This window comes from Kitasatospora phosalacinea (genome assembly GCF_030268885.1).
GTDB lineage: Bacteria > Actinomycetota > Actinomycetes > Streptomycetales > Streptomycetaceae > Kitasatospora > Kitasatospora phosalacinea_C.
This window is the reverse complement of record NZ_BSSA01000038.1, coordinates 30,983-57,980: the sequence shown is the minus strand read 5'-3', so window position 1 is coordinate 57,980 and position 26,998 is coordinate 30,983. Positions and strand designations below refer to the sequence as shown.

At 72.3% G+C, this 26,998-nt stretch carries 21 protein-coding genes; 18 read left to right on the top strand and 3 right to left on the bottom strand.

Annotated features, from left to right (window positions below; translation table 11 throughout):
• Positions 1–131 precede the first annotated feature (131 nt).
• Positions 132–1,907 (top strand): S9 family peptidase, encoded by a 1,776-nt coding sequence (locus QSK52_RS34995; RefSeq protein ID WP_285740291.1) that lies wholly within the window; start codon positions 132–134, stop codon positions 1,905–1,907.
• Here QSK52_RS34995 and QSK52_RS34990 read toward each other — a convergent pair.
• On the bottom strand, positions 1,885–3,207 hold the full coding sequence (locus QSK52_RS34990) for a helix-turn-helix domain-containing protein (RefSeq protein WP_285740290.1): 1,323 nt from the start codon (positions 3,205–3,207) through the stop codon (positions 1,885–1,887). The two genes, QSK52_RS34995 and QSK52_RS34990, sit on opposite strands and share 23 nt — an antisense overlap.
• A 280-nt stretch (positions 3,208–3,487) precedes the next feature.
• On the opposite strand from QSK52_RS34990, the gene QSK52_RS34985 reads away from it, so the two are divergent.
• From QSK52_RS34985 to QSK52_RS34950, 8 genes are all read left to right on the top strand, one after another.
• Entirely contained in the window at positions 3,488–4,462 is a 975-nt protein-coding gene (locus tag QSK52_RS34985) for a hypothetical protein (protein ID WP_285740289.1), read from the top strand.
• Positions 4,463–4,523: 61 nt separating this feature from the next.
• Positions 4,524–6,023, top strand: a complete 1,500-nt coding sequence (locus tag QSK52_RS34980) for an amino acid permease (protein ID WP_285740288.1) — start codon at positions 4,524–4,526, stop codon at positions 6,021–6,023.
• Positions 6,023–7,420 carry a glutamine synthetase family protein gene (locus QSK52_RS34975; RefSeq protein ID WP_285740287.1) on the top strand — a complete coding sequence of 466 codons (1,398 nt, stop codon included), beginning with the start codon at positions 6,023–6,025 and terminating at the stop codon, positions 7,418–7,420. Before QSK52_RS34980 ends, QSK52_RS34975 begins: the two co-directional genes overlap by 1 nt.
• Before the next feature lie 79 nt (positions 7,421–7,499).
• Complete coding sequence (locus tag QSK52_RS34970; protein WP_285740286.1) at positions 7,500–8,987, top strand: glutamate ligase domain-containing protein; 1,488 nt, start codon at positions 7,500–7,502, stop codon at positions 8,985–8,987.
• 21 nt (positions 8,988–9,008) lie between these two features.
• Positions 9,009–9,524: a hypothetical protein gene (locus tag QSK52_RS34965; protein ID WP_285740285.1), complete on the top strand. Its 516-nt coding sequence runs from the start codon at positions 9,009–9,011 to the stop codon at positions 9,522–9,524.
• A 151-nt stretch (positions 9,525–9,675) separates the two neighbouring features.
• Positions 9,676–10,191 carry a hypothetical protein gene (locus QSK52_RS34960; RefSeq protein ID WP_285740284.1) on the top strand — a complete coding sequence of 172 codons (516 nt, stop codon included), beginning with the start codon at positions 9,676–9,678 and terminating at the stop codon, positions 10,189–10,191.
• Positions 10,188–10,655 (top strand): hypothetical protein, encoded by a 468-nt coding sequence (locus QSK52_RS34955; RefSeq protein WP_285740283.1) that lies wholly within the window; start codon positions 10,188–10,190, stop codon positions 10,653–10,655. The genes QSK52_RS34960 and QSK52_RS34955 overlap by 4 nt, the downstream gene beginning before the upstream one ends.
• Positions 10,656–10,691: 36 nt before the next feature.
• Positions 10,692–12,575 carry a glycoside hydrolase family 15 protein gene (locus QSK52_RS34950; RefSeq protein ID WP_285740282.1) on the top strand — a complete coding sequence of 628 codons (1,884 nt, stop codon included), beginning with the start codon at positions 10,692–10,694 and terminating at the stop codon, positions 12,573–12,575.
• A gap of 168 nt (positions 12,576–12,743) precedes the next feature.
• Here QSK52_RS34950 and QSK52_RS34945 read toward each other — a convergent pair whose 3' ends face one another.
• Entirely contained in the window at positions 12,744–13,892 is a 1,149-nt protein-coding gene (locus tag QSK52_RS34945; RefSeq protein ID WP_285740281.1) for a helix-turn-helix domain-containing protein, read from the bottom strand.
• A 3-nt stretch (positions 13,893–13,895) separates the two neighbouring features.
• Complete coding sequence (locus tag QSK52_RS34940; RefSeq protein WP_285740280.1) at positions 13,896–14,327, bottom strand: NUDIX hydrolase; 432 nt, start codon at positions 14,325–14,327, stop codon at positions 13,896–13,898.
• Positions 14,328–14,504: 177 nt separating this feature from the next.
• Here QSK52_RS34940 and QSK52_RS34935 point away from each other — a divergent pair, with 177 nt between their 5' ends.
• The 9 genes from QSK52_RS34935 (at position 14,505) to QSK52_RS34895 (ending at position 26,980) form a co-directional block, all read left to right on the top strand.
• Positions 14,505–15,398, top strand: a complete 894-nt coding sequence (locus tag QSK52_RS34935; RefSeq protein WP_285740279.1) for a TauD/TfdA family dioxygenase — start codon at positions 14,505–14,507, stop codon at positions 15,396–15,398.
• Positions 15,399–15,465: 67 nt separating this feature from the next.
• Positions 15,466–15,627, top strand: a complete 162-nt coding sequence (locus tag QSK52_RS34930) for an FxLD family lanthipeptide (RefSeq protein ID WP_285740278.1) — start codon at positions 15,466–15,468, stop codon at positions 15,625–15,627.
• 83 nt (positions 15,628–15,710) lie between these two features.
• Complete coding sequence (locus tag QSK52_RS34925) at positions 15,711–18,719, top strand: lantibiotic dehydratase (protein WP_285740277.1); 3,009 nt, start codon at positions 15,711–15,713, stop codon at positions 18,717–18,719.
• The gene (locus QSK52_RS34920; RefSeq protein WP_285740276.1) at positions 18,716–19,975 is read left to right on the top strand and encodes a lanthionine synthetase C family protein; all 1,260 of its coding nucleotides are present in this window, start codon (positions 18,716–18,718) and stop codon (positions 19,973–19,975) included. The genes QSK52_RS34925 and QSK52_RS34920 overlap by 4 nt, the downstream gene beginning before the upstream one ends.
• Before the next feature lie 23 nt (positions 19,976–19,998).
• Positions 19,999–22,086: a methyltransferase, FxLD system gene (fxlM, locus tag QSK52_RS34915; RefSeq protein WP_285740275.1), complete on the top strand. Its 2,088-nt coding sequence runs from the start codon at positions 19,999–20,001 to the stop codon at positions 22,084–22,086.
• Positions 22,083–23,348: a hypothetical protein gene (locus tag QSK52_RS34910; protein ID WP_285740274.1), complete on the top strand. Its 1,266-nt coding sequence runs from the start codon at positions 22,083–22,085 to the stop codon at positions 23,346–23,348. The genes fxlM and QSK52_RS34910 overlap by 4 nt, the downstream gene beginning before the upstream one ends.
• Positions 23,345–24,424: an endonuclease III domain-containing protein gene (locus QSK52_RS34905; RefSeq protein ID WP_285740273.1), complete on the top strand. Its 1,080-nt coding sequence runs from the start codon at positions 23,345–23,347 to the stop codon at positions 24,422–24,424. The genes QSK52_RS34910 and QSK52_RS34905 overlap by 4 nt, the downstream gene beginning before the upstream one ends.
• Before the next feature lie 58 nt (positions 24,425–24,482).
• Positions 24,483–25,973: a GNAT family N-acetyltransferase gene (locus QSK52_RS34900; RefSeq protein WP_285740272.1), complete on the top strand. Its 1,491-nt coding sequence runs from the start codon at positions 24,483–24,485 to the stop codon at positions 25,971–25,973.
• Positions 25,970–26,980: an NUDIX hydrolase gene (locus tag QSK52_RS34895; protein WP_285740271.1), complete on the top strand. Its 1,011-nt coding sequence runs from the start codon at positions 25,970–25,972 to the stop codon at positions 26,978–26,980. Before QSK52_RS34900 ends, QSK52_RS34895 begins: the two co-directional genes overlap by 4 nt.
• Positions 26,981–26,998: the final 18 nt, after the last annotated feature.

Sequence of the window (26,998 nt, the reverse complement as noted above, 5' to 3'; positions counted from 1 at the left end):
CCACCATGTGCTGTCCAGCCCCGGAGCGCTCATCGAGCGCGCGCACCGCTGTGGTCTGCAGGTTCGTCCAAGCCCCGGCCGACGGGTAGCCTACGGGCAGGCCAGCAGCGATGCCAGGAGGACTGCGCCGCATGACCGACAACGGCACCGGGCTGGCGCCCGCGTGGGTGGCCCAGACCGTGGTGACCTATGACGAACTCTGCTTCGCGCAGGGCGCACTGTGGTGGCTGCAGTCCGATCCCGACCATGGTGGACGCCAGCGACTCATGCGCAGTTTCGCTGGCTCAACCCTGTCGGTGACTGCGCCGGAGTTCTCGGTCGGTGGTCAGCTTCACGCCTATGGCGGCGGTAGTTTCGTGGTGGCGCCGGACGGCGTGTGGTTCGTGGATAACGGCTCTCTCTTCCACCTTCCCACGGGCGGGACTCCGGTGTGCGTCGCGACTGGCGACGATCAGGTGCAGTACGGGGATCTCTCGCTGTCCTGGGACGGGCTTCCGTTGGCGGTCCGCGGTGGCGACTCGGCCGACGAGATCGTTTCTGTGTCCAGGACGGGGCACGTCGAGGTCTTGGTCCGCTCCTCCGGGTTCCTGGCCAGCCCGCGGCTTGCGCCGGGCATGCTGGCCTACCTGGAGTGGGACCGCGACCAGATGCCGTGGGACAGCTCCCGGCTGTTGCTGGCAGCCGTCCGGCCAGGCGTGGTAGAGCCGGGCGTGGTCGTCGCTGGCGATTGGCAGGAGTCCGTAACGCAGCCATCGTGGGGGCCGGGCGGCCGACTGCATTTCATGTCCGACCGGACGGGCTGGTGGAACCTGTACCGGTGGAACGGCGTGGCGGAGGCCATCGCCCCGGTCGACGCGGACTGCGCCCCTGCGCCGTGGGAGGGCGGGTACCAGTCGTACGGTTTCACGCCGCGCGGTGAGGTCGTGCTGACCGCCACGGACGGGATCGCCACCGAGCTGCTGCTCGTCAACGGGACTGACCGACGCCGCATAGCGTCGAACCTCACATCGATAAAGCCCTATGTCGCCGCCACGGGAACCGCGGTGGCAGTGATTGGGTCCACGGCAAGCAGTTCCCCCTCGATCTGGTCGGTCGACCTCGCGGCCGGGTCGGACGGTCGTGCCAGCCTGGTGGTACCAGAGCCGCCGTCCCCATCACCCTGGACGGTTTCACCGCCCTCGGTGGAGACCGTCGAGACGGTCAACGGGCCACTGCGCTTCCTGCTCCACCGCCCGGACGACACCGGGGCGGTGCCGCTGATCGTCCGGGCTCATCCCGGGCCGACCGATGATGTCCCCCTGCGACTGGACTGGACGACGCAGTTCTTCATCAGTCACGGCTTTGCGGTCGCCGAAGTCCTGTACCGGGGCAGCACCGGACAGGGACGAGCCTTCCGGCAGTCGTTGCACGGCCATTGGGGTGAGTACGACGTCGACGACTGCGCCGCTGTCGGCGAGCATCTCCTCGCGGCCGGCGTTGCTCTGCCCGGAGCCTTGTTCATCAGCGGGGCCAGTGCCGGTGGGTACACCGCACTCCAGGCCGCGTGCCGGCCAGCTCCCTTCAGCGCGGCGACGGCCACGTCGGCGATCATCGACCCGGCCCGATGGGAGAGGTCCGTGCCGCCCTTCCAGCGTCCGCATGCAGCGGTACTGCGCGGGCCTGCGGGCGCGGCGGCACCCGACCGTGTCCGGGTTCCTGTTCTGGTGATCCACGGCACGGCTGACACGATTACCTCGGCCAGCGAGGCGAGGCACTTCGCCGGCGCCCTGTCTGCTCGGGACCGGAACCACGAGAGCCTGTTCCTCGCAGGCGGCGACCACTACCTGTCGGATCCCGCGTCACGGCAGCATGCGCTCGGTGCCGAACTCGGTTTCTACCAGCGCATCATGCGCCGCGGGAGAGGGTGATCGCGACGCGGTCGGCCTCGGGCAGCACTGCCCGTGTGAACTCCCGCAGGTCACGCACGGGCGCGTAGTCGGCGTGGGCCTGGAGGTCGGCGAGGACGCCGGCCACACGGTCGATACACCGACCGGAGCCGGTTCTGGCAGCGTACGTGACGGCTTCCCGGCCGACCGCGCACGCCTGGTCCAGGTCTCCGGTGCGCAGCCAGGTGGAGGCGAGCAGGGCAGCGTCGATGGCGAGCCTGCGGACCTTGTCCTTGCCGACTCCTTGGAGGGCGTCCGTCAGCTGGGTTCTTGCGGCCGGTGCGCGGCCGAGGTCGTGGAGGGAGTGTGCGATTTCGTCGGCCAGGTATGCGTGGGTGAAGTATCGGATCCAGGTCGGTTCGTCCCCGTCGGCGACATCGAGCAGTTCCTCGGCCTGCCGGATCAGCTGGGTCGCTTCAGCTTCGCGTTGCATGCGGGCGTTCGCGCGGGCGAGGACGGCGGTGATGGCTGCCCGGGTGGCGGGGCTGGCTGCGGTGCCGGCCGTAGCGCGGGCTGAGGAGGCCCAGCGCAGGGCGACCTCCGGCTGGCCGCAGTGCAAGGCGAGGTGTCCGAGGTTCACGGCGACCAGGTAGGAGCCGTATGCCTGGTCGTTAGTGGCGGTGGTGAGGGTCAGGGCGCGTTGGTAGTACGCCTGAGCACGGACTGGGCTTCCGGTGTCGACGGCTTGGTATCCGGCGAGTTCGCAGAATCCGGCGGTGAGTCTGGCGCGGTTGCGGGCGACCTCGTCGTCGGCGGCGGGGCGGCGGAGCATGGCGTCGAGTTCGGTGTCGATGTAGTCGCGGACCTGTCGGGCATAGTGGCGGGCGCCGTGCGTGTGGTCGAGCTGGCGGAACATGGCGAGCATGCCCTCAGCGACACCGACCTCCTCTTCGGTGACCCACGGCGTCTTCCCGACCCCATGACCGGTCGAGTTTGCTGCGGCCCAGTCGCCGATCAGCGTGTCCACGTCGGCGAGTTGTACCGCATTACCGTTCGGCAGGCGATTGGGTCCTGGTTGTAGCTCTGCCTGGCTCGTGGGTCCGGGCGAGGACTCCGCTGCCATCTGCTCACAGGTTAGCCGCAGCAGCCTGTCGAGTTCCGCAGCCCCGATGTTCAGCAGCTTCGCAAGCTTGGGGCGTTGCCAGGGCCGCGGCTCGGCCTTGCCCCGTTCCCAGCGCGCCACAGTGGTTCGCTCAACGTCCATCGCGGCGGCAAGTGTCTCCTGCGAGTGGCCCGCTGCCATTCGCTGCAGGGCAAGTGCGGTGCGCTTCTTGACCACCATTGGCTGATTCCCAAACTCTGTCGACGCGACAAAGACCCAGCTCAGCAGGCACTTTGTCGCAGTAATGCGCCATCAGTGCGTCAAGTCTGCTCTGTTCTCCAGCGCTTCGTGCTGCTTCTGTATGACTCGCCGCCGGAAGTCGGGCATCCGGGCACCAACCCCAGTCCTGACCTGTGCCCATTTGCCGCTGCGTGGAACCCGGTTGGCCAACGTTCGATCTGAACCCCGGTTTCGGGGAGCGACAGTCTGTCATGCCCATGAGAGGGAGGATTCGGCCACCATGAACACCGCACGTCCGGCGCGGCCGGCGTACCACCCTGCCGGGCTCGACGAGGAGCTGCGGACAGCGGTGGACGACCTTCAGGCGGGGCGCTGGCTGTCGACGCAGCGTTTGCTGGCCACAACCGGGCAGGACTGGGCGCGCCGCACTTCCCGGACGCAGGTGCTCGCGCTGGTCGCTGCCAGGTCGACGGTGCTTTCTCGTTGGAGGTGCGAGGAGCCGGAAGACCCGGGGCTCTCCATCCTGAAGACCCGCGTCATGGTCGAGCACGCCTTGATGGCGGCGGAGGCTCAATCACCGGAAGCAGTTCATCTGGAGCAGGCCGCGCGGGAGTCGTGCTGGGAATCCGCGCAGGCGAATCCCTCAGACCCAGTGCCATGGGTTTGTCTCCTCGCGCTGGCTTCACTGGATCCACGCCAGCATCGCCCCGAGCACGGGCTTCGCTCATCAGATCCACTGCTGCCGACTGGACCGTGGGGCCTGCTCGACGAGGCGCTCAAGCGTGATCCCGGCAACAGGGAGTCTCACCACCGCATGCTGCGGTACTGGACCCGCATCTACCGGCCGGCGGCAACCGACTTCGTCCACAGAGTCGTACCGGCCGCTCGGGACGGTTCTCCGCTTGCAGCGCTGCCGCTCTATCTGTCGGTCGATCAGTACCGCAACGAGAGACGCAAAGATGCGGTGCGTCGCCAATGGCTTCGGGAACCTCACTTCTCCCGGAGTGTGCGGGCGTACGCAAGCTGGGTTGAGGCGGAGCCCGGTTCATGGCCGGTCGTCGACCTCAGTTATCTCGCCCATGCGCTGTGGGCGTCGGCCCAGATGGACGCGGCCGTGCAGGTCTTCTCGGCCCTCGGACCCTTCGCCTCGCGCGCTCCCTGGACCCACCTCGCCGACTCGCCCGAGAAAGGGGAAGAGCTGCTGCTCACCGCCCAGCTCCAGGCGCACGCCGGCCGCGCGACCGCATCGGCCTGACCCGCCCGCTGCCTGCCCGTCCACGGCTCTCACGTCCCCCTCGCCAACGGAGGTTCTCCCGATGTTCCCTGCCCACACCACCCCATCCGCCGACGAGGAACAGCTCCGCCGGCTCGGCTACGAGCCCAGACTGACCCGCCGAATGGGCGAGTTCGGCAACTTCGCCATCAGCTTCTCCGTGATCAGCATCCTGTCCGGGTGCATGACGCTGTTCGCCTTCGGTCTGAACACCGGGGGTCCGGCGGTGATGCTGTTGGGCTGGATCGGTGTCGGGTTCATGGTGTTGCTGGTCGGCATGGCGCTGGCCGAGGTCACCTCGGCCTACCCGACGTCGGGCGCGCTGTACTTCATGGCACACCGGCTGGGCGGCCCACGGTGGGGCTGGTTCACCGGGTGGCTGAACCTGCTGGGCCTGGTCGGTGGGATCGCCGGCATCGACTACGGCGCCGCCTCCTTCGTCGGGGCGTTCCTCAACCTCCAGTGGGGCTACTCGCCGACACCGGGTTCCCTGTTCGGGATCTTTCTGGCGATCCTGGTGCTGCACGCCACGCTGAACCTGCGGGGTGTGCGGGTGGTGTCGCTCCTGAACGGCATCTCGGTGTGGTGGCACATCGGCGGCGTGGCGCTGATCGTCGGCGCGCTGACGCTGGTTCCCTCTCACCACCAGGACACGACCTGGGTGTTCAGCCACTTCGTGAACAACACCGGCTGGTCCAACCCGATCTACGTCAGCGCCCTGGGGCTGCTGCTGGCGCAGTACACGTTCTCCGGGTACGACGCCTCGGCGCACATGTCCGAGGAGACCACGAAGGCGTCGGTGTCGGCGGCCCGGGGGATCGTGCGGTCGATCTGGGTGAGCTGGATCGCCGGGTTCGTGCTACTGGCCGGGATGCTGTACGCGGTCCAGGACTACGACGGCGTCCTCGCCTCGGCGACCGGTGCCGCGCCGGCACAGATCTTCCTCGACGCTCTCGGACTGACGGGCGCCAAGGTGCTGCTGGCCGTGGTGATCCTCGCCCAACTGTTCTGCGGGAACGCCGAGACCGCGGCGGCGAGCCGGATGGTGTTCGCGTTCTCCCGGGACGGGGCGCTGCCGGGGTCGGGGCTGTGGAGCCGGGTGTCGGAGCGCACGGGGACGCCGGTGGCTGGGGTGTGGCTGTCGGTCACGGTGGCGGCGGTGCTGGCGCTGCCGGCGCTGTGGAGCCCGGTGGCGTACGGGGCGGTGACGGCGATCAACGTGCTGGGCATGACGCCGGCGTACGCGGTGCCGGTCTACCTGCGGCTGCGGGCCGGGTCGCGGTTTCAGGCCGGGCCGTGGCACCTCGGGCGGTGGAGCCGGCCGGTCGGTGTCGTGGCGGTGTGCTGGGTGGCGGTGGTCACTCTGCTGTTCTGCCTGCCGCAGGCGTACCCGGTCACCGGTGACACCTTCAACTACGCGCCCGTCGCTCTCGGCGTCGCGCTGGTGGGGGCGTGGGCGTGGTGGCGGACGGCGGGGCGGACCTACAACCCGCCGGTCCAGTCCAACGCTGAGCTGGCCGAGCTGACGATCGGGGTCGTGTGATGGCCCGCAAGCGATCGAAGCAGGCCCGGACGGCGCAGGCCAACGCTCTGCCGACGCCGACGTCTGGCACCAGGGACGCGCTGGAAGGGTGGGCGGCCGACGGCGCGGTGGACACCGTGCTGCTCGGGGTGGTCGACGGCCAGGGCCGGCTTAAGGGCAAGGAGCTCGACGCGGAGTTCCTGCTTCCCCGGCTGTGCGATGGGTCGTTCACTCCGGAGGTGTGCGGCTACCTGTTCGACACGGACCTGGGGATGTCCGCCTCGTGGGGCGGCGGGTTCGGCGACGTACTGCTGCTGCCCGACCGGTCTCGGGCGACGCGGCTTCCGTGGCTGCCGGCGACCGCGCTGCTGCCCGCCGAGCCGATCGCCCCCGGCGCCGTTCCGCTGCCGACCGGCCCGGTCGCGATCCTCCAGGCGCAGCTCCTCCAGCTGGCCGGTCTCGGCTACCGGCTGAAGGTCGGCATCGAGACGGAGTTCACGGTCTTCGAGGGGACCGCGGAGGAGGCCGCCGACGATGCCTTCCGCCAGCTGGTGCCGGTGACGCGGGACAACCGCGACTACGCGCTCGACCAGCCGTCCCAGCTCACGGCCTACACGCGGCATCTTCGCCGGGTGCTGCGCGAGGCCGGCATGCCGGTGGAGGCGGTGAAGACCGAGTCCTCGCCGGGGCAGGTGGAGGTGACGTTCCCGTACGGGGAGGCGGAGGCGGCGTGCTGGCAGCACGTGCTGTTCAAGCATGCAGCCCGCGCGGTGGCGGACCAGCACCGGATGTCGGCGACGTTCATGGCGGCCCCGGCCACCGGCGTCGGGTCCGGGATGCACCTGCACGTGTCCCTGTGGCGCGGCGCGGAGCCGGCGATGTGCACCGAGCGTGGGGAGGCCGAGCTGTCCGCGGAGGGCCTGGCCGCGGTGGCGGGTGTGCTGGAGGTGCTGTCCGTGACGGGACCGATGTGGGCGCCGCACGTGAACTCCTACCGCCGGCTTCGCCCGCGGAGTTTCGCGCCGACCCGCAGCGTGTGGGGTCGGGACAACCGCACCTGCGCGGTCCGGGTCGTCGGGCACGGGCGGGGGCTGCACCTGGAAGTACGGGTGCCGGGTGCGGACGCGAACCCGTACGTGGCGCTGGCCGCGGTCGCGGCGGGCATCCGGCACGGCCTGGAGCGGGAGTTGAAGCCGCCGCAGGCGTGCGAGGGCGACGGCTACGAGGCGTGGGACGCGCCCACCCTGCCCACCAGCCTGACCGAGGCCGTGGCGGCGATGGAGTCCAGCCCGCTGGCCCTGGAGCTCCTCGGCGGCGAGGTGGCCGGGCACCTCGTGGTGGCCGGGCGGCGCGAGGTCCTCGCCCTCGCGCACACCGTCACCGACGCCGAACTCGCCTGGGGTTTCGCCCAGGCGTAGCAGACCGGTCGGCCGCCCGCGCGAGTCCCCCGCGCCTCGCGGGCGGCCGGCCCACCAACTTGGAGGAGAGGAGAGAGCGTTGAGAACCGACATCACCCCCATCACCAGCAGGGCTGCGGTGTGCGGGCCGGCGCTGACCGAGCGGCTGTCGCGCCCCCACCTGCTGGACGTCCATCTGCCCGGCATGACGGGCCTGGCCCTCTACCTGGCCGGTGCCGGAGCCCGGGTGAGCGCCTGCGCGCCGCTCGGCGCGGATCACCAGCTGCTGGCCGAGATCGAGCGGGCCGGGGTACGGCTGCACCGTCCGGGCTCGGGGTTTCGGATGGTGGGCCGCTCGTGCGCGGTGTGGCAGGGCGCCGAGTCTCGGCCCCGCGCGGAGTTGGACGCCGCCGGCGGGCTCGGCATCCCGGTGCTCGGGCGCCTGGGCGCGCTCGGCGAGCTCGTCGACCACGCCCCGGTGAGCGTCGCGGTGACCGGCACCCACTCCACCGAGATGCCGGCCGCGATCCTGACCTCCGCGCTCGCCCACCGCAACCCCGGCTGGGTGCTGAACGAGCCGCCCATCGGCGCCCCGGCCGGGCACGCCAGCGGCGGCGGCCTGCTGATCGCCGACCTCGGCGACGACAACACCACGCACGAGGCGGCGGTGCCCACCGCGCACTGCACCCCGAGGGTCTTGCTGGTCACAGGCATCGACGCCAACCCCCCGCACACCGAGGACTTCGCCTCCGCCCTGGCCGCGGCCGAGCGGGCCGCGCGCCGGGCCGCCGCGGTCGTGCTGTGCGTGTGGGACCAGGGCGCGCGGCTGCTGGCCGATCGGCTCGCCCGCGACCCGGGTCCGCAGGTGTTCACCGTCGGCCGCGACCGCGATGCGGACGTGCGTCTGGTCCAGGAGGTGTGGTCTGGCAGCGACACCCACATCACCGTCCAGGACACCTCCAGCGGTGAGTTCCACCAGTTCACCCTCGCCGTGCCCGGCCGGCACCACGCCCTCGCCGCCGCAGCCGCGTTCGCCGCCGGTCTGGTCCTCGGTGCGCGCGGCGTGGACCTGGCCCGCGGGATCAGCGCGTTCCGCGGCATCGACGGGCACCTGACCCGCAGCGGCACCCAGCGTGGCGTCACCGTGATGGCCTCCCGAGCCCGCCACCCCGAGGAGATCACCGCCGACCTCGCCGCCGCCCGCCTGCTGACCGAGGGCCGCGTCCTGGCCGCGTTCGAGCCCGACGGCCACACCCGCACCGGCGCGCTGGCCCATCGTGTTGGTGAAGCCGTCGCGCTGGCGGACCGCACGGTGCTGCTGCCCGTCCACTCGCCGATGCCGGGCACCCGCCTGGACGACGAGCGCGCCGCAATCCGGCGCGCCGCCATCGCCGCGGGCATGCCCGCAGAGCAGATCACTGTCCTCGGTCACGGCCCCGATGCGCCGGCTGCGGAACAGGTCCTCGCACGGCTCGCCGCGCCGGGCGACCTCGTCGTGACCATCGGCGCCCACGCCGCCGCCCGCCTCGGCGTCCGGCTGCTGCACCACCTCGCCGCCCCCGACACCCCGATCCCCACCGACCTCTAACCCCGCGAAGGAAGCCCCGCCATGAACCCGCCGCCGCTCCCGCTGCCCGGCCCCGATCTCACCCCCGACGAGCGCACACTCCTGCAGCTGCTCGCCGCCGCCGCGAGCGAGCGGACCATCTCCACCACCACCGGCCGACCGCTCAACTCCATCGCAGGCGCGGTCACCGCGCTTCTGGACAAGACCAGCTGTCACACCCGCACCCAGGCCGCCGCCTGGGCCACCGCCCAGCGGATCGTCACCAGCACCACCCAGCCCTGCGCCGCCCAGACCACCCTGCCGCACCTCCCGCCGCGCATGCTGCGCATCCTGCGGGCCTGGGCCGGCGGGACCAGCCCCGAGGAGGTCCGGGCCGAGCTCGGTGTCGCCGTCGGAACCATGCGCGGCTACTCCGCCCGCGTCCTGAACGCCCTCGGCGTCCACCGGCAGGAGCAGGCCGCCGTCGCCGGAGTCCTGTGCGGACTGGTCGAGCCCGCACACATCACGCCCGCCTGGGCCGAGCTTCCTGCAGAAACGCCCGTCAGCGCCGCAGCGTGAACCAGGCTGCCCTCGGTCCGGGCCCGCGCCGTCCAGCGGGCACGCACGGGCCCGCCCTTCGCGGGCGCTGAGCACGAGCACCAACCCATGGCGGCCGTCCGGGTCAGGGCCGCACTCCAACAGCCGCACCCCTCCGAGGAGCCACACCACCGTGACCACGCACAGCCGCGAACCCGGCACCCCACCCGGCACCGCGGTGCCGTTGAGCGCCGACGAACGGGCCGCGGTCACAGCGCTCGCCGCGGGCCACACCATCGCCGGCGCGGCAAAGCTCCTCGGCCAGCACTACCGAACCGTCAACAACCGGGTGGCCCGGGTGAACCAGCGGCTCGGTTTCCACCGCACCGTGCTCACCGTGGCCCGGTGCGTGGCCGGCGGCGCCATCGACACCGCGGAGATCACCCGCGACGTCACCCTGCCGCTTCCGGAGCTGTCCGCCGAGCAGCTCGCCGTGATGACCGCGCTCGCCGGCCACGACAGCGCCCAGGCCGCCGACCTGCTGTCGATCCCCGAGCGCAAGGTCAAGGAGACCGCACGCGAGGTCGGCCGGCTCCTTCGCACCCGCACCCGCGGGCACACCCTCGCGGTGCTCCTGACCACCGGCACGATCCCGGCCACCGCCGCCCTGCCCCGCCCCTCGGTGGCGAATGCGGGAGCGGCCGCGTGAGAGTGATCCACCCGCCCGAGCCGTACACCCCTGACGGCCGCCCGTCGGTGTACCTGGCGGGCCGGGCCGTCGACGGAGACGAGTGGCGCGAGCAGGCCGCCACCCTACTCGCGACGTCCGGCTACGACGGGACCGTGCTCGACCCGTTCCCACGCCACCCGGCCGCCGGGACCGGGCGGTTCGCCGCCTGGGCTCCGCTGGGCTGGCAGTCCACCACCATCCGGTGCGCCGACGTGGTGCTCTTCTGGGAACCGGCCGGGCCGATCACCGTCGCCGACCTCTACAGCCGGCAGGTCCTCTCCGGCCGCGGCTCGCTCGTCGTCGGCTGGGGCCCCGACACCGCCTGGCGCAGCGGCATGCCAGGCAGGCTGCACCACGAGCTTCCGTGGCTGACCGTCCACACCACGCTGGCCGCCACCGTCGCCGCCGCCCTCCAGCAGCTGGCAGCCCTCCGCGCCGCCTGAACTCCCCTCCCACCCGTACCTCCCCGGAGCCGCCGCATGTCCGTGTCCGCCCAACCCGTCGTCGCCCCCGGTCTGATCGAGGACCACGCCGTCATCGGCAACACCTGCTCCGCTGCGCTCGTCCACCGGGACGGCGCCATCACCTGGCTGTGCCTGCCCCGCTTCGACTCCTCCGCCCTCTTCGCCTCGCTGCTCGGGACCGATGACCACGGGCTGTGGCGCATCGCCCCCGCCGACGCCGCTGAGCCGCCGGTCCGCCGCTACGAGGGCGCGGGCGCCGTCCTGGTCACCGACTGGCACACCGCCACCGGCACGGCGAGGGTGGTCGACTTCATGCCCACCCCGGCACCTGGCCCGGGCAACGCCCCCGCCCCGCAGGTGATCCGCATAGTCGAGGGCCTGACCGGCACCGTGGCCATGCGCTCCCTCGCCCGCCTGCGTCCCGGCTACGGCACCACCTCCCTGCCGCTGATCCGCGACGTCGACGACGCCGGTACCCGAAGGATCGCCGTGGGCAGCGCCCCGGAGGTGTACTGGCTCGACGCCACCGCGCCGGTCACGGTCCACCAGGGCGACGTGCGCGCCGAGTTCACCATCGAGGCCGGGCAGCAGGTCGTCTTCGCGCTCACCCACCACGCCCCCGGCGGGCCGGTCCCGCCGGTCCCCGACGGCCCAGCCGCGCTCCGGGCCGCGCGCGCCTACTGGCGGACCTGGACAGCGCGCTGCACCTACTACGGCCCCGACCGGCCCGCGGTCCTGCGCGCCGCGACAACCCTCAAACTGCTGTGCCACCACGAGGGCGGGATCGTCGCCGCCCCCACCACCTCCCTGCCCGAGGAGATCGGCGGCCAGCGGAACTGGGACTACCGCTACGTGTGGCCGCGCGACTCCGCGCTCAGCGCCACCGCGCTCACTCGCCTCGGCCACCTCGACGAGGCCCTCGCCTGGCGGCAGTGGCTGACCCGCACCATCGCCACTGCCGGCGGCGCCCAGCGGATGCAGGTCATCTACGCGCTCAGCGGCGAGAAGGACCTGACCGAGCGCACCCTGGCGCACCTGCCCGGCTACCAGGCGTCCGCGCCGGTGCGCATCGGCAACGGCGCCGCCGGCCAGCTCCAGCTCGACGTGTTCGGCGAGATCACCGACGCCCTGTGGACCATGGAACAGGCCGGCGCCGCACCCGACCCCGCCGCCGACCTCCTGCTTCTCGACCTCACACGGCAAGTGGAGCAGCGGTGGCGGCACCGCGACGAGGGGATCTGGGAGATCCGCGGTCCCCGCCGGCACTTCACCCACTCCAAGGTGATGGCGTGGGTCGCCGTCGACCGCACCCTTCGCATCCTGGAGCGCCGCCCGGTCGTCGACACCGTGCTGCTCGCGAACCTGCACCAGCTCGCCGACCAGATCCACGCCGACGTCTGCGCCAACGGCTACGACCCGGAGAGCAACACCTTCACCCAGAGCTACGGCAGCCCGGACCTCGACGCGGCCCTGCTGCTCATCCCGCGCGTGGGCTTCCTGCCCCCGGACGACAAGCGGGTGATCGGCACCGTCGAGGCGATCCAGCGCCACCTCACCACCCCCGACGGCCTGATCCGCCGCTACGTCACCCGGGAAGCAGACAACGTCGACGGCCTCGCCGGACACGAAGGCGCCTTCCTCGCCTGCTCGTTCTGGCTCGCCGACGCCCTCCACCTCATCGGCCGGCCCGCCGAGGCCCACGACCTCACGGGGCGACTCCTCGCGCTGCGCAGCGACCTCGGCCTCCTCGCCGAGGAATACGACCCGGCCGAGAAGCGCCAACTCGGCAACTACCCGCAAGGGTTCAGCGCTTGGTCCCTCGCGGACTCCCTGCACCTGATGGCGGCACCGCTGCCGCTTTCCGAGCACCGCCGAGCCGACGACGCCCTGCGCGTCTGACCGGCGCCACGGCCATCCCGGCCCGCCGTCCCTAGCCTTCAGCGCCGACGCACCGCGACCGCGCGATGCCCGGCAACCCGTACTCAGTTGCTACCGGGGACAGCCCAAGCGATCCAACACCAGGAGGGGAGTAGTGAATTGTCGACCACGGGGACGCTGAACCGCGTGTCAAGCCGCTATCTCGGCGCGGAGCTGGTCGAGTGCCCCGTTGGCCCGCTCCTGGACATCAGGCACGTTGCCGCCTGCGCGGACGATGCGCTGGAGCTGGTGAGGGAGGCAGTGCATGGTGGCACCGTCGATCGCGGCGTTCAGTTGCTCACCCGCACCTGCAAGGTCTCCGCGGCGCAACAGTACCTGCCCGGCGGTGATTGCCGCGATGATCCGCCACTGCGCGGTCGCCCCGAGGCCGGCGGCCGGCGCCCGGTCGAGTTGCCGCACTGCTTTCGCGACCCGTCCGGTACTCATGAGACCGCGAAGGCGGACCTCGTGGATAGTGAACTCAGAGAACAACGCGGTGGGCGGCGCCTCGTCCAGGAGTCGGTGGCCGGCCTCGACCGCCTCGTCGAAGACGGGGGCGTTTCCCGCGGCTCCGGCGGCGCGGGCGAGGAGGACGACGGCTTCGGCGCGTTCGGTAATGGTGCGGGCGGTGTCGCGTGCCTGCGCGAGGCGGTCGAGCGCGCGGAGGTGCAGGCCGGACTTGCGCAGTTCGTTGCCGTGGTGGCGCAGGGCGTGGGCTTGGAGGCCCGGGTCGTCCAGGCGTCGGGCGATGCTGAGGCCCTTGCCGGTCCAGCTGGCGGCTGTGGCCAGGCGTTCCTCCGGCAGTACGTGGCCGAGGGCGACGCCGAGACCGACTCTGGCGCGGGCGAGCAGACGCAGGGTGTCGAGGTCCGCGTGCCCGTCGGCGGTGCGGGCCTCCAGGCGGGCGACCAGCGGCCACAGTTCCGCGACGGCGGTGGTGGCCTGCCCGGCCTGGCGGGCGATCTCGGCCAGGCGCAGGACGGAGTCGGCGAGCTGGATCACGAGTTGGTGGTCTCCGTCGGCGTCATCAGTGATGCCAAGACAGTGCGGCGGCAGGCCGAGTCGATCGGCGATGTGGCGCAGGGCGCCGACGTCGGTGATGGTGCGCGAGCCGGTCTCGATGCGGGAGACGTAGCTGGTGGAGTAGCCGAGGAGGTCTGCGAGTTCCTGCTGCGGCAGGCTGTGGATCTCCCGGTACAGCTGCAGGATCTCGGGCAGAGCGCGGCGGCGCAGGATGTCCTGGGCCCTCGGGGTGGTCCAGTGCCAGCGGATTCCACCGTTGAGGTCGATCCGGGCCACCGGTCAGGCCCGGTCCTGCAGTTCGTACCAGCGGGCGACGGAGTCCTTGTAGCCCTGCGGCATGACCAGACCGGGCACCTCGTCGCGGTGGAAGAGGCCGGCTTCCTTGTGCTCGTGGCTGACAACCGGAGGCCGAGAGGCGTCGGTGGCGGTGCAGCCGTAGGTGACGATGAAGACCTTGCGGCCGGGGATCGGCTCGTACATCCACACGTCCAGCAGCGGACCGGCGGTCGCCGTCCAGCCGCTCTCCTCCTGGATCTCCGCGACCACCCGTTCCTCGGGGGTCTCGGTCCCCTCCAGCTTCCCGCCGGGCAGCTCCCACTCCTGGCGCTCGTTCTTCAGCAGCAGCACCCGCTGCTGCTGGTCGAGCACGACGCCCTTGATGGAGATCGGGAAAGCCGGTGGCACGTAAGGCTGTTCTGTCTGTCCGGTCATCGCTTCTTCCGGGGCAAGCGGGCGGGCACGGGCCCATCGAAGGTAGCAGTCGCGCAGTGGCACGACGCATCGCGAGCCAGTGATCACGCTTTGACAATCTGTCACTTTCCATCGGGCCGGTCCGGGCTGGAGAGTGTGTCGCCTCCCATCCAATCGGTCCCACGAGGGAGATCCACCATGCCGTCTTCCGACACCAACAGCAGCGCCGGCGAGGTCTTCACCGCGAGCGTGCTGGACGGAGCAGGGCGCGAGCGGGCCGGCGAGGTGCTGCGCGAGCACGGGTTGCTGAGGCTCTCCAGGCTGGGCGGGCGCGACGATGTGCTCCTCGCGGCCGGTCGGCTGATGTCCTCCCTGTGGCAGCACCGGGATGCCGACCCGGACGGGCTAACCGTCATCCGTGACACCGGCCGCCACACCGGACGGCCGGGCTTCGCCGGTCTGGGGCGTGGCCCGCTGGCCCTGCACACCGAGTGCGCGCAGCAGCCGGATCCGCCGCGCCTGATCCTGCTGGCGTGCGCACGGGCCGGCGACGAGGGCGGAGAGAGCCTCCTGGTCGACGGCCAGGCCGTCCTCGCCGAATTGACCGCGCACCACCCCGCCGCCCTCGAGGCGCTCTCCGTCGACCGGGCCGCCTACTTCGGCGGATCGGGCGGCCACTTCACCCCCGTTCTCCAGCCGCTGTCCGACGGCCGCTGGCGGCTGCGGCTGCGGCAGGACGACCTCGCCCGGTTCTCGCCCGACGCCGAAACGCACCTGCCGGCTCTGCGCCGCGCCATCGACCGCAACACCGTCCGGCTTCGCCTGACCCCAGGGCAGGGCGTCGTGCTGGACAACCACCGCCTGCTGCACGGACGCACCGCTTTCCTGGGCGAGCGGCTGATACTGCGCGCGCTGGGCGAACCGCACCCCACGCTCGGCCTCGGCCCCGGCTTTCCCGCCCCATGGTCGCTGCCCAGCCCCACCACCGCGCACGCCGAAAGCCGCCCCGAGGGCACTCCCGGCGAACTGCTGCCTCCCGCAGAGCGACTGACCGTCAACACGCGGCACTGCCGCCCCACCGTCTCCTGGTGATACGGGGCGCATCCCGCGCCCCGGCTCCAGGTCCCGCAAGGGAAAACCTCCGAAGGAGAAGCCAACCATGGCTCAGAAGATCGAGACCACGGCCACCACGGCCGCCGTCGGCGACGAGTTCGACCTCGACGTCCGCACCGTCGAGACCACCGACACGGCCAGCCTGCAGGTCCTCACCGATGACGGCTGCGGCAGCACCTGCGGCGCCTGCACCACCGGCCTGCACTGACCCTTCGGCCGGTTTCCCGGGACACGCTCCCGGGGAACCGGCCCCCACCAACGTCCCGTCTCCGAAACCAGAGGTCCGCCGCCATGCGTCAACCCGCTCCCACGGCCTCCTACCGCGCCGCCGGCGTGGCGCTCGTGCGTGCCATCGCGCACCCCGACCGGCTGGTTCCCGACTGGCCGGACCTCGACGGTGAAGACACCGACGCGACGCACCAGCAGGTGCTGTGGCTGCACACGCTCTGGGCCGACAACGACCTCGTCCAGTCCCTCGACCTGGCGAGCCCGGCCCTCACCGATCGTGTCGCCCAGCTGATCGCCGCGCCGCATCCCGACCCGCGCGAGGTGCGGCGCGCGGCGCACGCCACTGCCCGGTACCTCCTGCGCGCGGCCGGCCGCGCCACCCCGTTCGGGTACTTCGCCGGAGTGCAGGCCGCATCGTTCGGACCGTCCTGCGACGTCCGGTGGGGTGACAGGCACCGCGTTGTCACCCGCGTCTCGGCGTCCCGACTCGCAGGCGTGATCGAGCAGTTGGAACGCCACTCCGCCGTGCTGGCCCGCCTCGACGTAGCGGCGAACAACACCGTTCAGGTGCGCGGCGATCGACTCGTCGTCCCCCACCGGCCGCTCGCCCGCCACACAGGCGGCACGGCCGCGGCCGAGACGACCCTGCGCCATACCCGCCCTGTCGCCTTCGCGCTCGCCGCCGCCCGGCATCCGCTCCGCTTCCAGGACCTGGCGGACAAGGTCCACGCCGAATTCCCCACGGCCACCGGCGCCCAGGTCACCGGCATCCTGTCCGAACTCGTCGCCCAGCGGGCGCTCGTCACGAACCTCCACGCCCCCGCCACCGAGCCCGACCCCCTCGGGTATCTCCTGGCGGCCCTGGAGAAGGCCGGCGCCGACCAGATCGCCGAGACGACCGAGATCCTGGCCGATCTCCGCCGCGCCGAGGGTGGCCGTCCAGTGCCGGCCGTCGACCTGCGGCTGGACGCTGACCTGGTCCTCCCGCACGCGGTGGCCGACGAGGCCGCCCGAGCCGCCCAGTTGCTGGCCCGGCTCAGCGCCGCGCCCAACGGCACGGCGGCGTGGCGCTCCTATCACCAGCGGTTCTACGAGCGCTACGGCCGCGGCGCGCTGGTTCCGCTGCTCGACATGGTGGCCGACAGCGGGATCGGCTGGCCCGATGGCTACCCGGGTGCCCGGCCCTCCGAGGCACCGCGCTTCAACGAACGCGATCAGCTGCTCGCCTGCCTCGCCCAGCGGGCAGCACTCGAACGCGAGCGCGAGGTCGTCCTCGACGAGGAACTGCTCGCCGCGCTCGCCCTCGGGCCGACCGAGCCCCGCCTGCCACCGCACCTGGAGATCGTCGCCCGCCTCCACGCCAGCTCCCGACAGGCCCTCGACCGGGGCGACTTCCGACTCGAGGTGGCGTCGGTGTCCCGCGCGGCCGGCGTCTGCGTCGGACGCTTCCTCCACCTGCTCGAACCCGAGCACCAGGCAGCGTTCACCGACCTGCTGACGAACCTACCGACAATGGACGACCGTACCGTCACCGCGCAGCTGTCGTACCCGCCACTGGACCCGGCGACCGGGCACGTCGCCCGCAGCACGGCGAGCGGCCAGCTGGTGATCAGCCTCGCCGAGCACCGCCCCGCCTCCGACGGCGTCCTCAGCCCCGAAGACCTCGCGGTTGGCTGCGACGGGCGGCGCATGTACCTGGCGGCACCGGCCCTCGGCATCCGCATCGAGGCCGCCGCCACCCACGCCCTCAATCTGCGCACCCACACCCCGCCGCTCGCCCGGTTGATCACCGAGCTCTCCCGCGCCCAGACCGACCAGGTCACCCGCTTCGACTGGGGCTCGCTCCACGCACTGCCCTTCCGGCCCCGGCTGCGGCGCCGGCGCATCATCCTCTCCCCAGCCGCCTGGCGGCTCACCGCCGCCGAACTCCCCGCCCCCAACGCCCCACGCCAGCAGTGGGACGAAGCCCTCACATCGTGGCTGACGCGGTACCGGGCGCCGCGACACGTGATGCTGGCCGCCGACAGCCAGGGCCTGCCCCTCGACCTCGACCACCCCGACCACCGGTCCCTACTACGCGATCACCTCCGCTCCGCCCCGCACGCGGTCCTCGTCGAGGAGCCCGACCCCACCGACCTCGGCTGGGCCAGCGGCCGGGCCCACGAGATCGCCATCCCGGTCACCGCTACCCGTGCACCGGCCTGGCCGCGCCTGCCCAAGCCCACCCCGGCCCGAATCCTGCAGCCGGACCACGGCGACGCCCCCGGAACCTCCCGCGTGCTCCTCGCCTCCCTCTACGGCGACCTGGAACGACAGGACACCGTCCTCACCCGCCACCTGCCCGACCTCCTCACGCGGCTCGGGCACCCGGCGTGGTGGTTCGTCCGCTTCCGCGACCCGCGCCAGCACCTGCGACTGCGCATCGCCCTGCCCGACCCGGCCGCCTTCGGGCCGGCCGCCGCCGTAATCAGCAGCTGGACCGCCGAGCTCCACCAGGCCGGGCTGCTGTCCGAGGTCGTGTACCCGACCTCCTACGCCGAGACGGGCCGGTGGGGCGAAGGACCCGCCTGGGCCGCAGCAGAAGATGTCTTCCGCGCGGACTCCGCCGCCGTCCTCGCCCAGCTGTCCCAGCCCGCGTTGCCCGACCGGCAGGCGCTGCTCGCCGCCCACGCGGTCGCCATCACAACGGGATTCACCAGCTCGACCACCTCCGGGCTGCGCTGGCTCGTCGACAACGTCCCCACCCAAGCCCCGGCACCCGTGCCCAGACCGGTCTTCCGCGAGGCCGTACGCCTCGCGGACCCGGCCAACGACTGGGCGGCGCTGCGCGCGGAGCCCGCAGGCAATGCCATCGTCGACGCCTGGACGGGCCGCCACGTGGCGCTCGACTGGTACCGCCGGCACTTCCCCGGCCCCCACACCCAAGGCGTGCAGGCCGACGACGTCCTCGGCTCCCTCCTGCACTGCTCGTACGTCCGTGCGCACCGCATCGACTTCGACGACGAGGCCCAGGTTCTCTACCTGGCCCGCGCCGCGGCCCTCGCCCGCCTGGCCCGGGACGGTGACCGGTGACCAGCCCGCACCCAGCGCTTCGGCTGTCCGACCAGATCGCCGAACTCCTCATCGACCCGGCAGCTGCCCCCGCGGCCTGGTCGTCGCGCCCGCAGTGGCGCCAGTCCCTTGCCCACGGCGCCCCGGGAATCGCCCTGCTGCACATCGAGCGCGCCGCCATGGGCCTCGGCCCGTGGGAGCCAGTGCGTGCCTGGCTGTCGGTCGCGGCCGGCATCCCGGTCACCAGCGGGACGGACAGCTACCTCTACTACGGTGCACCCGCGCTCGCCCATGCCCTCACCTGCGCCGCCCAGGCCCGCCCCGGTTCCTACCAGCGTGCCCTCGCTCACCTCTACGAGGTCGTGGCCGCCGATGCGGTGCGCCGCTGCGAGCAGGCCGAGGCCCGGATCGAGCGCGGCGAACTACCGGCGCTCGCCGAGTTCGACACGATCCGGGGGCTGGCCGGCATCGGCTCGGTCCTGCTGCGCAGGGGTCCCGGCGGGGATCCGATCCGGCGGGTCCTGGCCTGCCTGGTCCGTCTGGCCGAGGACGTCAAGCAGCATGGGGAGGTCCTGCCCGGCTGGTGGACGCTCGCCAGTCCATCCGGTGAGGTGGACGAGCGGTTCCCCGGCGGGCACGCCAACTTCGGCCTCGCGCACGGGATCGCCGGGCCGCTCGCGCTCCTCGCCCTCGCACTGCGGCAAGGCGTCGAGGTCGACGGCCAGCGCGAAGCGATCCGCACCGTCCTGGCCTGGCTGGAGCATTGGCGCGACGGCCACACCTGGCCCTACTGGATCACCCCCGCACACCTGACCGGCCCGGACCGCCGACCGCTGCCGCCGCAACGGCCGAGCTGGTGCTACGGCACCGCGGGCATCGCCCGCGCCCTGCAGCTCGCCGCCCTCGCCCTCGACGACCCGCACCTACGCCACGACGCCGAAAGCGCCCTGGCCACCGCGCTGGTGGACCCGAAGGCGCTCGCCGCGACCACCGACCTGTCCGCCTGCCACGGCTACGCCGGCCTCGCCCACATCGCCCACCGCACCGCCGCCGACGCCTCACCCCGCAACACCGGCCGGCTGCGCTCGTCCGCCGACCTGCTCCTGGACACCACCCACCCTCCGCACGCCGACCCCGACGAACAGGCCCACCACCTCCTGGCGACAGCGGGCCCGGCCTTCCTGGAGGGCGCCGCCGGCACCGCCCTGGCCCTGCTCGCCCCCGCCACCGGCGCCGCCCCCGCGACCGGCTGGGACACCTGCCTGCTCACCTCCTGACCACCCAACCGAGGACCGAACCGATGACCACCGGCTGGATCCAGCACGACCTCACCTTCCCCGGCCCCGCCGCCGTCGAACAGGCCGCCGCCCACCACCTGGCCCCCGTGCTCACCTTCGCCCAGGACAACGGCGACCTGGACGGCTGGTGGTACATGCGCAAGAAGGGTCTGCGACTGCGCTACCGGGCCGCCGCCCCCGTGCCCGTCGTCACATCCCTGCTGGACACCCTCGCCGAGGAGGGCCTCCTCACGGGCTGGGCCACCGTGATCTACGAGCCCGAGAGCGAGGCGTTCGGCGGCATCGAGGCGATGGAGGTCGCCCACCGCCTCTTCCACGCCGACAGCCGCCACCTGCTGGCCCGCGCCGCCGAACCGAACCCGCCCGCCCTCGGCCGCACCGAGACCATCGTCGTCCTCACTTCCGCCATGCTCCGCGCGGCCGGACTCGACTGGTACGAACAGGGCGACGTCTGGGCCCAGTTCGCGAGGCTCCGCGACACCCCGAAGCCCGTAGCGCCCAACCGGGCTGCCACCCTGACCGCCGCGATGCGCCACCTGATGCGCCTCGATACCTGGGCCCTCACCCGCGACACCACCCCGCTCACCCACCACGGCGGCTGGGTCCACGCCTTCGAAAAGGCCGGGCAGGACCTAGCCCGCCTCGCCCGCGACGGCCACCTCACCCGCGGGCTCCGGGCGGTCCTCGCGCACCACCTCCTCTTCCACGCCAACCGCGCCGGCCTGCCGGTCGACCACCAAGCCGCCATGGCCGCACGGGCGTTGGACGCCGCCTTCCACTCCGACGAGGGCCTCGCGCCCTCGATGTCCACCATCCACACCACTATTAGGGTCACCCACATGACTACGCTCAGCAGCGACACCGCTTCCGCCGCCCCGACCGCCGAGGAGCTGCGCGCCGCTCTCACCGACCGGCTGCTCGCCCAGGGCGCCATCCGCACCGCCGCGGTGGAGAACGCCTTCCGCACCATGCCCCGCGAGCACTTCCTGCCCGGCTTCCCGCTGGAGGCCGCGTACGCGGACAACCCCACCTACACCAAGGCCGACGGATCCGGCACCCAGATCAGTGCCGCCTCCCAGCCCGCGATCGTGGCCCTGATGCTCGAACAGCTCGACCCGCAGCCCGGCGAGAAGATCTTCGAAGCCGGAGCCGGTACCGGCGTCAACGCCGCCTACATGGGCCACATCGTCGGCGCCGACGGGCATGTGGTGACCGTGGACGTGGACGAGGACCTCGTCGACGGCGCCCGCAAGCACCTGGCCGACGCCGGCGTCACCAACGTCGAGGTCGTCCTCGGCGACGGCGCACTCGGCCACCCGGACGGTGCCCCGTATGACCGGGTGATCGCCACGGTGAGCACCAGCGAGATGCCCAGCGCCTGGCTCCAGCAGGTCAAGCCCACCGGGAGGATCGTGCTGCCGCTGCGCCTGCGCGGCACCGCCAGCCGGGTCATCGCCTTCGAGCGCGGCGAGGCCGGCTGGGTGTCGGTCGACGACCAGCTCGCGGTCTTCATGCCGCTGCGCGGCAGCATGGACGACGCCCGCCGCACCGTCACCCTCACCGGCGAGGGCGACGTCACCCTCCAGGTCCACAAGGACCAGCACGACGCGGTCGACGCCGAGCTGCTGGTCGGCATCCTCGACAGCGGACAGCACGAGACATGGACCGGCGTGACCATCCCCGGCGGCACTACCTACGAGTACCAGGACCTGTGGCTGGCCCTGACCCTCCCGAACTCGATCATGCGGATGAGCGTGACCGGCAACGCCCGCGAGCGCGGCGTGAACCCGATGTTCGGCTGGGGCGCCATGGCCACCGTGGACGCCGGCTCCCTCGCCTACCTCACCCTGCGCCCCGGCGAGCCCACCGCCGACGGCCGCAAGACCTACGAGACCGGTGTCATCAGCCACGGCCCCGACGGCGCCGCGCTCGCCGACCTCGTCGCCGAACAGATCCGCGTCTGGAACGTCGGCTTCCGCACCCGGAGCCTGCGCATCGAACTCCCCGACACCCCCGCCACCACGGACCCGGCCGCCGGCCGCTTCGTCCTGGACCGCCCCAACCACCCGATCACCGTCACCTGGGAGTGACCCGCGTGCACCCGACCGGTCCCGTCGCCCAGCGCTTCCCGCTGGTCGCACGACACCGGCCCGCGTGCCTGCCCCTCGACGCCCGTGTCGGCCGGCTCTGCGAGCTGGCCGACACGGCCTCCCGGCAGACCGACCCGGGCCAGGCATCCACCGTCTTCAACCAGGCGGCCCTCCTTGCCTCCGACCTCGCCCTGCCCAGCTACGCCCGCGAGCTTTGTCACCGCCACGCCGCCCTCTACCTCACCCGCGGCCCACTCCCGGCCATGAGTGCAATCCGGGGCCTCGAGCCGATCGTCAACCTCGCCCGCCTCCACATCCGCGCCGGCCACCACAAGCGCGGCCACCAACTCCTCCTCGACCTCTACCGATCCGTCACCACCGCGACCGAGACGACGCTGGACGGCATCACCGTCCCGGCCCGCCTCACCGAGACCGACCAGCAGCGCGGTGAGGTCCGTCAGTGGCTGTGGCGGGTCGTCATCGCCGACGGCACCCGCGCCCTCACCGCCGCCGGCCGCTGGAAGGAAGCCCTGCGCCACATCGAGGAGCACCGCGGCATCGGCCGGCGCATCCTCGACGGTCGCCAGACCGCAGTCCTCGCCGCCGCCACCACCGGCGACCTGTCCGGCGCCCTAGCGCTGCTGGAGGACACCGAGCCGGGCGATCCCTGGGAGGACGCCGTCACCGCGGTGCTCACCGCGCTGTGCCGCCCCGGAGATCAGTACGCCGCCGCGCAGGCGATAGACCGCTGGCTTTCCCTGGACGTGGACGAGGGGATGGCCGTCTTCACCACCCGGCTCGCGCTCACCGCCCTCGACGCTTCGGCCCCGGACACGCCTGCCGCCCGAAACCTCGTACGGCGCCTGACCAGCCGAACGAGTGAATCCGGCGACGGCTACGCACTGCGAGACCTCCTCGCCCACCCGGGCCTCCGCGACCACCTCGAACCGGGCCCGACGGCCGCTCTCGAACAGGCTCTCGCCGCCTGCGCACTGGGCTCCGGCGTACTTCCCATCACCCTTCGCGAGCAACTGGAGGCCGCCCTGGGCATCGCCTCGGAGGTGCTCGAAAACTCCCCGTTCGACCCGGGCTCGCCCGGTGGTAATCCGCTTGAACGGCGCACTCGAACAGCACCATCATCAGACACTCCTCAGCCACAGAACTGGTCCAACTCCGCATCTGAGATGTCGAATTGGCGGCTTCTCACCTGCCGCATCGGCGGCTCCACATACCCCTTTCTGCCGGGAGGAGAGAGCGTTTGAACACCGAGGTCCAGGCCGACGGCAAGGAGCTGCAGCCGCTCTACAACAGCCGCCGCCTCGAGGGGACCAGCGTCGGCGCGGCGGCCCTCCGCCACGTGCTCGCGCCCCGTCACCTTGACCTGGTCGACACGATCGAACTGCCCGTCACCGGCCCGTTCAACCGGCTCCACACCCTGTGGAAGCCGTCGCACTTCGCGACCGGCCTGGAAGCGCACACGACCACCGACAGCTGGCGCACCTTCCGCGTCAAGGAGCTGCTGTGCGGGGTCCACCTGCGCCAGGAGGCACCCGAAGTGCTGGTCGCCGCCGTGCACACCGACGGCGAGTGGAAGCCCGACCACCGCCAGGCGCTCGCACGGCGCCTGGCCACCGGCTACGGACTGCAGGAGGACCCGAGCGAGTTCACCGACCTCGCCAGCCGCGCCCCTGCCATGCGCGAACCGCTCGCCGCGCTCACCGGGATGCGGCAGAGCTGCCCCGAGGACCTGTTCGAGATCGCCGTCGTCGCCCTGCTCCTGCAGAACACCACCATCGCCCGCACCACCCAGATGATGCGCAACCTCCTGACCCACTACGGCCACCTCGTAAGCTTCGCGAGCATCACCCTGCGCGCCTTCTTCACCCCACGCGACATCGCCGGCATCCCCGCCCAGACCTTCAAGGAGGCCGACCGGCTGGGCTACCGCGACAAGTACCTGCCCAGGTTCGCGGAATTCTTCACCGTCAACGACTTCGCCACCCTCGGCGACGACCCCGCGCTGACAACCCGGTTCCAGGAGATCAAGGGCGTCGGTCCGTACACCGCCGGCGTCATCGCCTCCCACGCCTCCCGCGACCCGTCCGCTGTCGGCCTGGACGTGTGGAACACCAAGCTCCTCGCCCGCCGCCTCCTCGACAGGGACAGCGCCACGCAGGAGGAGGTCCGCCACCAGCTGGGCGAGCTCTTCCCCGGCCACCAGGGCACCGCCGCCCTCTACCTCGTCGAACACGATTACCTCGCCACCCCGGTCGCCCCGCTCCTCGACGCCCGCCACCTGGCCGCGTGGAACCACGCCCTCGAAGATCCGGCCGCCTGACGCCCCGCCCGCCGGTAGCCCTGCCTATCCCATTCCCCCGGTCCTGAAGGAGCCCCGCTTGCCGCCGTCCGCCGACGCCATCGCAGCCGTCACCCGCGCGCACCTTGATCACCATCCCGCCGAGCGGGCGAAGCTCGAACCGCTGCTCGCCATGCTGGCCACCACACCGGAGCCGACCAACCGCAGCACCCTGCCCGCGCACGTCACCTGCAGCGCCGTCGTCATCAACCGCGACCAACAGGTCCTGCACATCCACCACAAGGCCACCGGGCTGACACTCTGCCCCGGCGGCCACGGCGAGGAGACTGACACGAGCCTGCTGGCCACCGCGGTGCGGGAAGTCGCCGAGGAGGCCGGCATCCCGCCCGAGGCACTGTGCCTGGTCCCGCAGCTCCTCGACCAGCCCGTCGACATCGACGTGAACGACATCGATGCGAACCCCGACAAGGGCGAAGGCGCCCACCAGCACTACGATTTCCGATTTGCCTTCTACCTCGCCGACGCTGCGATGCCCGAGACCGCGCTGCAGGCGGAGGAGGTTACCGGCTGCGAGTGGCGCCCCTTCGAGCAGGTCGCCTCCCCGTCGCTGCGTGCCAAGCTGCAGGCCGCGGGCCTGGACGGGCGGCCGGAGCCGGTGAACGCCTCCGTGCTGATCCACGACGGCGTCGGCCGCTACCTCCTGCATCTGCGCGACAACTTCGACCACATCTGGGCACCGGGCGAATTCAGCCTGCTCGGAGGCGGCGCGGAACCCGGCGACGGCACCCTGGAGGACACACTGCGCCGCGAGCTCGCCGAGGAGGCCCCGGGTCTGCGCCTCGGCCCGGTGGAGCCGCTGACCGTCGAGTGGACGACCGGGGCGGACGGCCTGGCCGTGCCCATCCAGACCTTCACCGCCTGCTGGCAGGGCGACCCGGAGGCGGCCGACCTCCGCGAGGGCGTCCTGCTGCACTGGTTCCGCCCCGAGGACCTGCACCGGCTGCGGCTGCGCGACTCCACCCAGCAGCTCATTCACCAGCACACCGCCGACCTGGCACTCGACCGCGCCCGGCCGAAGGCCGCGGAACCCGCCACTGCCGGTCCCGCCGGGGCCGTGGTGCGCCGCGCCGTGCAGGAGGACGCCGCCGAGCTGACACGGCTGCGGCTGGTCATGCTCGACTCCGCCGGCATCACCCCGCCGCCCGGGTGGGCGGACCAGTGCACGGCCTGGTTCTCCGAACGCTTGAATGGCGATGGACGGTTCGCCGCGTTCGTCGTCGACGTCGGCACCGGCCGCCTCGTCTCCTGCGCGGTCGGCCAGTACGACCACCGGATGCCCCGCCCCGGACAGGGCCCGCACGTCGGGCACATCGCCTCCGTCGCCACCGACCCCGAACACCGCCGCCAAGGCCATGCCCGCCGCGCGGTCACCGCCACGCGCGACTGGCTCGCCGCCAGCGGCTGCGGACAGATCCAGCTCACCGCTTCCCCGCACGGCGAACAGCTCTACCGCGACCTCGGGTTCAGCGACCCCACTGGCCCGATCCCACTGACCTGGAGCGCCCCGTGACCGCCGACCCCGACCTGAACGACCAGTCCGCGGTGCGCGACAACGCCTTGGCCAAGTACCTGGCCGCCCACGCCGCGCCGGCCGCCTGCGCGGACGCGCTCATCCGCGACCACCAGGGTCGGATCGTGCTGGTGGACCCCGTCTACAAGGACGGCTGGGACCTGCCCGGCGGCATGCTGGAAGACGAGGAACCGGAGCTGGCTCTGCGGCGGGAACTGCGCGAGGAGCTGGGCCTGGGCGTCGAGGTCGGCCGGCTGCTGGCCCTCGACACCCTCCCCGCTCGGATCTGGGGGCGCACGATCCTCAGCCTCGTCTACGCCGCGCACCCGGTGGGCCCGGTGGACACGCAGGCGCTGGTGGTGCAGGCCGGCGAGCTCCGCGAGGCACGGTTCGTCACCGAGGAGGAGGCGTTCGAACTGCTCGCGCCCGCTGTCGCGCGCCGCCTGCGGGAGGCGGTCATTGCGGAGCGCGGCTCGCACACCGCCGTCCTGCGCGACGGTCACCGGCAGCCGATGTCCAAGCGCGACTACCTCGTCCAGCTGCCCTCTCCGATGGCGGCCGCCACCGTCCTGGTCCGCGACGTTGAGGGCCGGGTCCTGATCGTGGAGCCCTCGTACAAGGACCACAACGAGCTGGTCGGCGGCATGGTGGAGGCGATGGAGTCCCCCGCCGAGGCCGCGGCCCGTGAACTCGCCGAGGAACTCGGGCTCACCGCCGAGGTCGGCCGGCTCCTCGTCGTGGACACCCCGCCCGCCACCGCCAGCCCGTACGGGCGGGCCGTCATGTGCTTCGTCTTCGACACCGCCCCGCTCACCCGCGAACAGGCCGCGAGCCTGCGGTTCGCCGACGGCGAGGTGCGCGCCGCCCACTGGATGGACCCCGAGCAGGCCGCCGCACACCTGCCCTGGCCTCTCGCCGACCGGCTCACCGCCGCGCTCCAGGCGCTGGAGGACAGAACCGTCATCCACCTCTCCAGCACCCCGCCCACCACCGGGCACTCAGCCTGACAACCACCCAGCCCACCC